The following is a 6,704-nucleotide window of genomic DNA, read 5'->3' as shown; positions in this document are numbered from 1 at the left end:
TGATTACCTTTAAGTTTTAATGCTTGAGCCGGGTAACTAACTGTAGCCATTCCTCCTTTTTTTCTGTATTTAGGAATCCTTGGTCTTTCTGAGATTTTTCCTGAACTATAGGCAATAATAAGACCATCCTGAAGACCTAAATGATTCAGTTACAGTTCTCAATATTTGTTGTGCTGAAGAGCGAATATAAAACTTTATAGTGATTGTTCTTTTTGTAGACCAATTCCTGCGTCAAACTTGCCGAGAGTTTTGTGAGACTTAAAAATAATTGCCGACCATAATATATTCCCATGTTAGTGAGCTTGTGAGACTGTTCACACAAGAATGTTAAAATAGCAATTAATTCGGGATTTTTACCTACTAAAACTTGCTGACAACAGTACATTTGAAACGAGGGTTGGATGGCTTACCCCTGAGTAATAATAGCACAGGACTACTTTAGTTGTCTAGTCTAAACGACTCGGTTGTTTTCATCCCCGGTTCAAACACGGGGGCCTTCAACGTAGCTTTTCGGTCAAATAAAATACATCGGATTAAAATCCGACTCCTCCCCTTTCATCCATCGCTTAAAAGACGATGGCTTTCATGCTCCCGTGTTATTTAGGTAAAATTTAACTCATCAAGGGATTGTTTGATGTATTTAGTTAAAAAAATGTAACAAAAATAAATAAAGATATAATTAAAATCAATAAATTTACTTAGACTTGCCACTAGCAAAATTATTAGTATAGACAATTTTCAAATTTTTTTTCGATCAAAACTATCCCTTGTGTCCAACTATATAAATATGCTACTCTGTTAATATCTTGAGGTGAGTTAGGTAAGTTAATAACCCAAATCTCAAAACTCAGGAGTTCAGAAAAAAGCGATTATGAATTGCCTTTTTGCTGTAAGCATTCAGCATTCAGCAGTCAGCTATAAGTTATTAAGTCACTATCACACTAGAGGAGGAATTACTCTCTAAAGAGAATTAAAACTTATGAATAAAAAAGCTATGAGCTAACTTTAGTAAGTCCTGTACCTTTAAAAGCTGTTTGCGCAGCATTCCGCAGGAAATGCTAACTGCTAATAGCTGAATGCTTACTTTTTGCTTTAACTACTACTATATCTATTAGCACTAACAGAGTACTTAATAATGCAATTGTGTTTAATAGTTTCTTAACGTTATTACTGAAAAATTGTGGTATGAACCCTTCCCTTTTGAGGAGATAAAAAGTAGTCTAGGGATGGCGAGGTCTCCTAGCCATATCCAATCAACCAAGAGAAAGAGAATATTCCCGATCTCAATCTCAATATTTTAGCGAGAGGTAGTGTTAACGTTTGCGTAGCATGACTTAGGAAAGTTCCGACCATAGGAAGCTAACTGAAGTCTGCAGTTACGATCATAGGAGGCTAACTGTTAGCGTAGCTCCGACTACAGGAGGAACACTGAAATGACCTCTTTATATAATAAAAATTAACTCCAATAATTTAACACCACTTTACATAAAGTAATTGTTTGAAATGATTGTCAGTTAAAGTTTTCAGCCAAAGGCATCCTGATTTTTGACTTTCTTGAGTGCGTCTTAGTATTATGTTTGTGTAGCGTTTCCCCAAAACATAGAAATCTCATGATTACCCATTCGATGTATGAGTTCCCTAAAACCTAGAAATAACAAACCACATATATAAAACATATTGAAAATTTATGAAGTACATACTTATCCAATAATGATCGATCAGTAAATCAAAATTGTTGTTTTGTAGGTTTATCTCACTTACTTTAAAAGTCCTGTATATACCGATAGTTTAAATTCTGAGTCAAAATCAAGTGAAATCTAAATTAGAGTTTGACCAAGGTTGCGTGGGAAAGAAAAAGCTATTAACCAAGAGTAATATTTTTGATATTTGTAGAACTAACAACCATTAAATAATTACAACTTACCCTAACAAAATATATGCTAACTTATCAACGCAAACCCGTAAGTCTGTCATTAATATCAACAGATCTGCCCATTTGGTCGATAGTTGAAACAGCGGCTACTCTATATCATAAAGACCGCGATCAATTTCATATATTATTACATGAACCTGCAATTACGGACAAAGAAACATCATGTACAAATATACATAACCCATCAATATTGCCAACTGTCTTAAAGCCAAGACTTTTATGGTTAGAAGTTGCCCCTTCCCGAGTTATTATGACTATGCAAGGAAGCGGTAAATATTGTTACCGTCATATCTGGGAAAGAGGAGTATATGGCATCTGTCGTTATTGGCTCCAAGATGAGTCATTCAATTTACATTATCAGCTACGAATGCGTAACTTTACCCGTAACCTAGTAGTTCAGGGAAAACCAGTTCCAGATTATCTGCGCTTAGAGTATGAACTATGGTCTCAGCAGTTACGCATGGGACATTATGTACTAGAGCTAGAAATTCATCATTAAACTTATTTATCTTGACAATAAGTAACCAGCTTATCTAGCAAAATATCTTTTTGTGTAGCAACCTTATTCGCCTGCTGGCCTGCTTGAGTAAGTTGATTTTTAGCCTGATTAAATTTTTTTCTACCTTCTAATGAAGCTTCAACTTGTGTGCTAGTTTTAAGAGCTAAACTCATCTGAACAAAAGCTTGAGAAAGTTCTTTAAATGTTTGAGTTAGGTCTTTTTGAAACTGCTGAAGAGTTTCATCCTCAAGTTTGAGAGCTTCTAACTCCTGAGAAATTGCTTCTAAATCTCCTCCTAGCTGATTAGTTGTCGCAGCATCAAAGGAATTTTCAGCATTGACAAGAGTATTTCCCTTGTTAATAGTAACAATCAATTCATTACACTGAGAAACTTTGCTAGGGCCACAACCACTGATGGATAAATAGATTAGAATAGTGCCGCCAATAATTTTTAATTTACGAAACATTGTTTAAAATCTTGCAAACTTCATGGAGATATACTTTATAAAAACATAGTTATATCATGTCCGGTTAAATACTTTTAACGAAAGTTATTTTTGTCACAGGAATTTTGACCAAACCTCTAAAAATATTTGGCCTTAAAACCCACATTCCGCACCACAAAATGTAGTATTAAAATAAAAGTCAAAAGTCAAAAGTCAAAAGTCAAAAGTAAGAAGTCAATTATAGTGGTCAATAGGAGTCAAGGATTCAGTAAGTATTTATGCTTAATATTTCACTGAGAATTTGACTCTCGATTGAGGTAAATGAAGATAATTTATATAGTATAAATACTTAAGTTTGCTTACGGATTTTATACTAATTTTCATGTTACAAATTGAAGTGCGGAATGTGGGTTTAAACCTTAATTAGGGTTTGCTGATTAAATCTAAAAGCATTGGCATATAAAGACTTTAGCCTTTTTTGGTCTGAAATACCTTGGTTTTCAGCTCTTCATGCTCATGCATGGAGCGTATTTTAGGGGCATAGTTGGGCATAAAAATCAAGGTGCAATTCTTTCTCCTACCTCTTCGCTCATTCCCATTTCTCCTGTCTCCCCCTCCTGGGAGGGGTTAGGGGTGGGTTGTCTCCTGTCTGCTGTCTCCTACCCCAGCAAAAAGATTTTCCATACGCAAACCCTAATTATTCGGTAAAATCAATCTGAAAGATGTGCATCAAATACCTAGTATTCGATGGGTTAGGCGACAGCATGAAATATTTTGTTTTTTTTGAAATTGGTAGTCCTGCATGGTAATGGTAGAAGATATATATTTTTTAATTTCTCCCAATCCCCCAATCTCCCAATCTCCCACACTCCCAATCTCCCAATCTCCCACACTCCCAATCTCCCAATCTCCCCATCTCCCCATCTCCCCATCTCCCCATCCCCCCATCTCCCCATCCCCCCACACTCTCTCTACCATTACTATGCACCACCACCTTGAAATTATTGCCACCTTTTTATGTCGGCGACAGCCATTTTGCGGAAGTTCTGCGTTACAAAACCCACCCTACATCAAGGCTTAATTTTTTACTTTATAGATACACTCTTAATTATTGACAAAAATTTATCCCAACTACACCATTATTTATTAAAAATCCGCTAAAAGTCTCGACAAATTGTGTCTATATTTAGCTATATTAACAGTAAATGTTGGTGATAACTTATAAGTATAAAAGTTGGCTCAAGAACATTAAAATGCCAGAACAACCAAGAAACCTTAACAAGAATAATAAATCCACAAATAATTTTCCCATTGTAATTTCTTTGGGATTAGCATTGCTAACGCTAGGTTTATCCTGGCGTATATTCACAGTCATTACTATTGCTTCTGGAGTTACCTGGTTCGTCAAACGTTATCAGGAAAAACAAAAACAACAAAAAGATTATTTGAATATTATATTTTATCAGTTAATTCAGGAAAATAATGGATATATTACAGCCTTAGATTTAGCCATAAATTCCCAACTATCGGGAAAAATAGTCCAAGAGTTTCTTGATGAACAAGCCAAAGAATTTGGTGCTGAATTAGAAATTACACAAGAGGGGGGTTTATTATATTATTTTCCTACTGCTGTATCTCTAGTTGGAAAAACAACGGATAAAACTTTAGAAAACAATACTCAATTAATCTCGAAGGTTTCAAATTATGAGGCTCAACTTCCAAATAATTCCCAACTAAATTATCATCTAAAAGATATTCCAGAAGATATTTCAGAAAATTCCCAACTTCAATCTGCTACTGAAATAGTTTCTCCTCTTACCCAAAAAGAATTAGCAATTAGACTCAATGTTCATGCTAGTACTATCAGTAAACGGAAAACAAAACCTGATTTTGGAGAATGGAGTAGTCAAAAAGATCCGGAATCAATTGCATGGAAATATTTTAAAGAACAAGCACAATTTTTACCTATAATTCCTAGATTTTAAGCACAAAGTTTTATAGCAGAAGAAGGAAGAAGGAAGAAGGAAGAAGGAAGAAGGAAGAAGGAAGAAGGAAGGAGGAAGAAGGAAAAGTACTTACGTTGTCTGAATTTTACAGCGCTTTTTAAGTTGATGAAGCACATCTTCACAAGCAAAACGTTGTGGGGACGTTTCATGGAACGTCCCTACTGTAGTCTAGCCAAATGAACACCCTCTTGAAATTATCCAAAACATAAGCTGGAGTTTCAATCCAAGGTGATAGCTGACATCTAGTTAGGGCTTACTGATTAAAGTATGAGCTTTTCAGCAAGTAATGGTGAAAAAAGTGAGGATTTTCACGCCCTGCACGCAGCCGAAAAATAACTCTTACTATTGTTTTGGCCACTGATTCTGTAATTCCCATTTATTCTACGTCTTAACTACTCCCTACTCCCTACTCCCTACTCCCTACAAAAAGATTGCGTTACTTGACAAAAAGGTAAAATTATGTTATAGAAAGATAGAACAATAACATAAGGATAAGCTATGTATTAAAAAATAAATATAACATTGAATGAGAAAATGTTAGAAAAAACTTAAAAATCTTAATTAAACATTACAATAAAAAAAATTATAGGTAAGTGTAGCAAATGATGCCCAGAATACTTGTCATTGACGACGATCCTGCGATCGCAGAACTCGTTGCTGTTAATCTAGAAATGGCTGGCTATGAAGTTAGCCAAGCAGAAGATGGCATAAAAGGGCAAGCTCTAGCCCTGCAACTACTACCAGACCTGATAGTATTAGATTTAATGCTGCCAAAGGTTGATGGGTTTACAATTTGTCAACGTCTGCGTCGTGATGAACGGACAGCCGATATTCCAGTACTGATGTTAACTGCTTTAAGTCAAACCCAAAATAAAGTAGAAGGCTTCAATGCTGGAGCAGATGATTATCTGACAAAACCCTTTGAAGTAGAAGAAATGCTGGCACGAGTGCGTGCCCTGCTGCGACGCACAGATCGAATCCCACAAGCAGCAAAACATAGCGAAATTCTGAATTATGGTCCTCTGACTCTTGTTCCTGAAAGGTTCGAGGCTATTTGGTTTGAGCAGACAGTCAAACTAACTCATTTAGAATTTGAGTTACTCCATTGTCTACTGCAACGACATGGCCAGACAGTATCCCCGAGTGAAATTCTTAAGGAAGTCTGGGGTTACGATCCAGATGATGATATTGAGACGATCCGAGTCCACATTAGACATCTGAGAACAAAGATGGAACCAGATCCTCGCCATCCTCGTTATATTAAAACAGTATACGGTGCTGGTTATTGCTTAGAGTTACCTAGTAATAGCTCTAGTGCTAATAATGTGGAAACATCTAATTGGGCAAAACCAAATCAGGAATGGGTTCGAGAACCTTAAACCTACATTCCGCACGACAAAACGTAGCATGAAAAATTAGGAGTCAGAATCCAGAATTCAGAATTCAGGAGAAAATAATAACGTAGAAATTGAGTATTTATGCTTAATATTTTCCCAAAAATTTGACTCTTAAGAAAGGTTAATGAAGATAATTCATACAGTATAAATACTGAGCAAAGCCGTGATTTTTATACTAATTTTTATGTTACAAATTGAAGTGCGGAATGTGGATTAAAATAATGGTAGTCCTGCATGGTAATGGTGAAGATATATATTTTTTAATTTCTCCCACACTCCCCATCTCCCCATCCCCCCATCTCCCCATCTCCCCATCCACCCATCTCCCCATCCCCCCATCTCCCCATCTCCCCATCTCCCCATCTCCCCATCTCCCCATCTCCCCATCTCCCCATCCCCCCATCTCCCCATCCCCCCATCTCC

General features: G+C 36.2%; 6 protein-coding genes. 3 read left to right on the top strand and 3 right to left on the bottom strand.

Going from position 1 to position 6,704, the window contains the following annotated elements:
• The first annotated feature begins 1,937 nt into the window (after positions 1 to 1,937).
• Positions 1,938 to 2,432 (top strand): hypothetical protein, encoded by a 495-nt coding sequence (locus F6K54_RS37700; RefSeq protein ID WP_293089133.1) that lies wholly within the window; start codon positions 1,938 to 1,940, stop codon positions 2,430 to 2,432.
• Positions 2,433 to 2,434: 2 nt separating this feature from the next.
• Here the strand turns inward: F6K54_RS37700 and F6K54_RS37695 are convergent, their stop codons facing one another.
• Together F6K54_RS37695 and F6K54_RS37690 are read right to left on the bottom strand one after the other, a co-directional pair.
• Positions 2,435 to 2,899 (bottom strand): hypothetical protein, encoded by a 465-nt coding sequence (locus tag F6K54_RS37695; RefSeq protein WP_293089131.1) that lies wholly within the window; start codon positions 2,897 to 2,899, stop codon positions 2,435 to 2,437.
• A 708-nt stretch (positions 2,900 to 3,607) separates the two neighbouring features.
• On the bottom strand, positions 3,608 to 3,856 hold the full coding sequence (locus tag F6K54_RS37690; protein ID WP_293089129.1) for a hypothetical protein: 249 nt from the start codon (positions 3,854 to 3,856) through the stop codon (positions 3,608 to 3,610).
• 275 nt (positions 3,857 to 4,131) lie between these two features.
• On the opposite strand from F6K54_RS37690, the gene F6K54_RS37685 reads away from it, so the two are divergent.
• Together F6K54_RS37685 and F6K54_RS37680 are read left to right on the top strand one after the other, a co-directional pair.
• Positions 4,132 to 4,863, top strand: coding sequence for a hypothetical protein (locus tag F6K54_RS37685; protein WP_293089128.1), 732 nt, complete (start codon positions 4,132 to 4,134; stop codon positions 4,861 to 4,863).
• Between the two features lie 626 nt (positions 4,864 to 5,489).
• Positions 5,490 to 6,263, top strand: a complete 774-nt coding sequence (locus F6K54_RS37680) for a response regulator transcription factor (protein ID WP_293089135.1) — start codon at positions 5,490 to 5,492, stop codon at positions 6,261 to 6,263.
• Positions 6,264 to 6,494: 231 nt separating this feature from the next.
• Here F6K54_RS37680 and F6K54_RS37675 read toward each other — a convergent pair.
• A partial coding sequence (locus F6K54_RS37675) for a hypothetical protein (RefSeq protein ID WP_293089126.1) occupies positions 6,495 to 6,704 on the bottom strand: 210 nt, incomplete at its 5' end.

It is taken from the genome of Okeania sp. SIO3B5 (genome assembly GCF_010692555.1).
In the GTDB taxonomy this organism is placed as follows: Bacteria; Cyanobacteriota; Cyanobacteriia; order Cyanobacteriales; family Microcoleaceae; genus Okeania.
The sequence above is the reverse complement of the archived record's forward strand: the minus strand, read 5'-3'. Positions and strand labels throughout refer to the sequence as shown.